At 67.6% G+C, this 4,592-nt stretch carries 1 protein-coding gene; it reads left to right on the top strand.

Annotated elements, in window-relative coordinates; translation table 11 throughout:
* A partial coding sequence (locus tag AB0H00_RS31755; protein WP_357273592.1) for a type I polyketide synthase occupies positions 1-4,592 on the top strand: 4,592 nt, incomplete at both ends.

Raw genomic sequence — 4,592 nt, 5'->3', positions numbered from 1 at the left:
AATGCCGGTCTGGATCCGTCGGATGTCGACGCGGTGGAGGCGCACGGCACGGGCACGATGCTCGGGGATCCGATCGAGGCACGGGCGTTGATCAATGTCTATGGTGCACGGCGGGAAAGCGGGCCGCTGCGCCTGGGATCGCTCAAGTCCAATGTCGGTCACACTTCGGCTGCGGCGGGTGTCGGGGGCCTGATCAAAATGGTCCAGGCTATGCGGCACGGTGTATTGCCGAAGACGCTGCACGTGGATGCGCCGACGCCGCATGTGGATTGGTCTGCGGGTACGGTGAAGCTTCTCCAGGAGAGCGAGCCATGGCCTGTGGGAGAACGGATCAGGCGCGCGGGCGTGTCGTCCTTCGGGGCCAGCGGCACCAACGCCCACGTCATTCTCGAGGAGGCGCCCGCCGATCCGGTCGTCGGGGAAACCGAGGCCTCGGGGGTCGATTCGGAGCAGACGGCGTCGGCGGAGCCGAGCGTTGCGTCGGATGCCGTGCCGTGGCTGGTATCGGCGAGTTCCGAGTCGGGTTTGCGGGCGCAGGCGGATCGACTGCGGCAGTGGGTGGTCGAGGATTCCGACGCGGACGTGTGGGATATCGCGCACTCCCTGGCGACGTCACGTGCCCAGTTGGATTGGCGCGGAGCCGTCGTCGGGCGCGACCGGAAGGAGCTGTTGGCGGGTTTGGCGGCCCTTGCCGATGATGCGTCCGCTCCCGGCCCCGGCGTGGTTCGCGGCATCGTCGGCTCGGGGCGCACGGCGTTTCTGTTCACCGGTCAGGGCGCGCAGCGTGTCGGAATGGGCGCGGAGCTGTACCGAGCGTTTCCGATATTCGCGGCGGCGCTGGATGAAGTGTGCGCTGCGTTCGATCCGCTGCTCGGGCAAGCCCACCCGGCACCCGACCGCCACATCTCAGGGAACTCAGCGCTGTCGTTGAAGGATCTGATGTTCGCCGAGGACGACACGGCGCTGTTGGATCGGACGGAGTTCACCCAGCCCGCGTTGTTCGCGTTCGAGGTGGCATTGTACCGGCTCGTCGAATCCTTCGGCCTGACCGCGGATATGCTGCTCGGCCACTCCATCGGTGAGCTGGTTGCGGCGTATGTCGCTGGAGTCTGGTCGCTGCCGGACGCGTGCGCGCTGGTGGCGGCGCGCGGGCGGTTGATGGGCGCGCTGCCCCACGGCGGTGCGATGCTGGCGGCAGCCGTATCCGAAGGCGAGGCGGTCGCCATGGCGGCCGAGTACTCCGACAGGCTGTCGGTGGCCGCGGTGAACGGTCCGTCGTCGGTGGTGCTGTCCGGCGACGCCGACGCAGTCGAGGAGATCGAGCGGCTGCTCGGCGATCAGGGGCGCAAAACGAACCGGTTGCGGGTCAGTCATGCCTTCCATTCGGCGCGGATGGAACCGATGCTCGATGAGTTCCGGGGGGTGGCCGAAGGATTGACCTATCACCGACCCACCGTCCCGATCGTGTCGAACGTCTCGGGAGTCGTGGCCGGTGACGAGCTGACCGATCCGGCGTATTGGGTACGTCAGGTACGGGCGGCCGTGCGGTTCGCTCCAGGCGTACGGGCACTGACCGCGGCCGGGGTCAGGCGGTTCCTGGAGGTGGGCCCGGACGCCATCCTGGCGGCGATGACACGCCAGTGCCTGGCCGAGGAACCCGATGTCGAGACGCGGTCCGTGGTGGCCTCCGCCGGTCGGCGCGGCGCGGACGAGGCCACGCAGTTCACCACATTCCTGGCTGCCGCTAACACTGCGGGACTCGCGATAGATTGGCGCTGCTTGTACACAGGCCGGTCGACGCGTCGGGTTACCTTGCCGACCTATGCGTTCCAACGTCAGCGGCATTGGTTGTCCCCCAGCCACGGCCTCGGCGACGTGGGTCGTGCCGGTCTGATGCCGGTCGATCACCCCGTGCTGGGTGCGGCGGTCGCCATAGCCGGTAAAGACGAGTGGCTGTTCACCGGCCGAATTTCGACGGTGTCGCAGACCTGGATCGCCGATCACACGGTTTTCGGCGCGGTACTGCTGCCGGGGACCGGTTTTGTGGAGCTGGCCTTGGCGGTCGGTGCTCGATTAGGTGTCGACATCATCGACGAGCTGGTTCTGGAAGCGCCGCTGCGGTTGGACGACCACACTGAGATCGACGTCCAGATCAGTGTCGAAGCCCCCGATGGCGACGGGCGCAGGCGGTTCGTCGTGGCGTCCAGGACAGTCGACCAACCGTCCGCGGACGCAAGCGGAATCACGCACGCGCGCGGCATTCTCGCTCCCGGCGCGGCGATCGATGCTCCGGCGTACGACAGCGACCCCGGCCCGGACGACGCGACGCCTGGCGACATGATCTACGACCGGTTGGCTGCGCGCGGACTCGGTTACGGACCCGCGTTCCAAGGTGTGAGTCGTGTCTGGCGTGACGGTGTCGACGTCCTGGCCGATGTGCGGTTGCCCGTCGAGGTCAGTGCGGACGCCTCCCAGTTCGGTATCCATCCCGCGCTGCTGGACTCTACGCTGCATGCCGCGGTGGAGGAGTTGGCCGCCGACCTGCAGGCCGATCAGGCGCCGCTGCCGTTCTCGTTCAACGGCGTGCGGTTGTACCGCCCGGGAGCGACGGCCGTGCAGGCGCGAATCCGGCGAAGCGGAGCCGACAGTGTACGGCTCGAGCTCGGCGACGAAGCGGGCGGCCTCGTGTTGACCGTCGATTCACTGCGGGCGCGTCCGGTGAACAGCCAGGCATTGCACGATGGTCGATCTGTCGGTCGCCACGGGCTCTACGACATCCAGTGGAGCGCCGTCCAATCCCGTTCGACGGTCGATGCCGGCACCCGGCGGACCGCCGTTGTCGGCTCGACGTCGGCGTCCGGGTTCGAGGAGAGCTACCCGGACATGGCCGCGCTGGTCGAGGCTGTCGGGGACAACGGTCCGGATGTAGTGGTGTGGTTCGCCCATGACGACGCCGACTCGGTGTCCGCCGACGACAGATCGATGTCGGCGGACACCGTGCGTCGGCGCGTGCACACGGCGCTGGCGACGGTGCGGTCGTGGTTGCGCCTTCCCGCCGCGGCGGCTGACGCGCGCCTGGTCGTGGTGACGCGTAATGGCGCGGGTTTGTCGGGGGAGGATCCCGATCTGGCCGCGGCGGCCACCTGGGGTCTGCTGCGCAGCGCGCAATCGGAGCATGCCGGTCGGATTGTCTTGTTGGACGGCGACGGTGAGGTGACCCCGGAACTGATCTCGTCGGCCGTGGCCGCCGACGAGGCGCAGTTGGCGGTGCGCTCGGGCGTGCTGCTGGCGCCGCGGCTGACCCGTCGGGACATACCTGAGGGCGGGTCGAGCATCGAGTTCGGTTCGGGTGCGGTGTTGATTGCCGGTGGTACCGGCGGGTTGGGTGCGTTGGTGGCGCGGCATCTGGCCGGGACGCGTGGAGTGCGTGATCTGGTGTTGGTGTCGCGGCGCGGTGAGCGGGCCGAGGGTGTCGCTGAGCTCGTGGCCGAGTTGAGCGAGCTCGGGGCTCGGACGCGGGTGATGGCTTGTGATGTGAGCGATCGCGCCGCGGTGAAGGCGATGCTCGATGATATTTCCGATGGTCCCGCGTTGACGGCTGTCATTCATGCGGCGGGGGTGTTGGCTGATGGCACTGTGGAGACGCTTACGCCGGAGCAGGTCGACGGGGTGCTCGCGCCGAAGGTTGATGCGGCGTTGAACTTGCATGAGCTGACTTTGGATCGTGAGTTGTCGGCGTTCGTCCTGTTTTCTTCGGTTGCGGCGATTCTGGGTTCGGCGGGTCAGGGTAACTATGCGGCGGCGAACTCGGTGTTGGATGCGCTGGCGCGTCGTCGTGTCCACGCGGGTCTGCCGGCTGTGTCGGTGGCGTGGGGTCCGTGGAGCCAGGACGGCGGGATGACCGCCGAACTGGGTACGGCCGCGGTAGAGCGGCTGTCGCGCATGGGCTTCCGCTCGTTGGCCGAAGACGAGGGGCTCGCGTTGTTCGATCTGGTGGGTGGCGCGGATGTCCCGTTCGTCGCCGCGGTCGACTTCGACATGGCATCGTTGTCGGTTCAGGCGCGTGCGGGTCTGTTGCCGGGTTTGATGCAGTCGTTGGTGCCGTCCGTGCGTCGTGCCGACCGTGGTGGTGGGGATCTGGCGCGGCGGTTGGCTTCGGTGTCGCCGGATAAGCACGACGCGATCGTGCTCGATTTCGTGCGGAGTCAAGTTGCCGCGGTGTTGGGTCATGTCTCCGGAGAGCTGGTCGATGTCGAGAAGCCGTTCAGCGACATGGGTTTCGATTCGCTGGGCGCTGTCGAGTTCCGTAATCGGCTCGCCAAAACCACCGGTTTGCGGCTGCCCTCCACCCTCGTCTTCGACTATCCCACCACCCGGGCCGTGGCGACGTTCATCAAGTCGCTGGTCGGGGAAACCCCCGACGCCGCAGGCGGGACGGCGCGCACCCCGCGCCGGGTGCTCACCGACGAGCCGATCGCGATCGTGGGTATGGCCTGTCGGTATCCCGGCGGTGTCGAGTCGCCGGATGAGCTGTGGGATCTGGTGTTGTCGGGCACGGACGCCATCAGTGAGTTCCCTTCGGATCGTGGCTG

The organism is Nocardia sp. NPDC023852 (genome assembly GCF_040639505.1).
Taxonomy (GTDB): domain Bacteria; phylum Actinomycetota; class Actinomycetes; order Mycobacteriales; family Mycobacteriaceae; genus Nocardia.
Note: the sequence above shows the minus strand (reverse complement) of the source record. Positions and strands in the feature narration are given on the sequence as shown.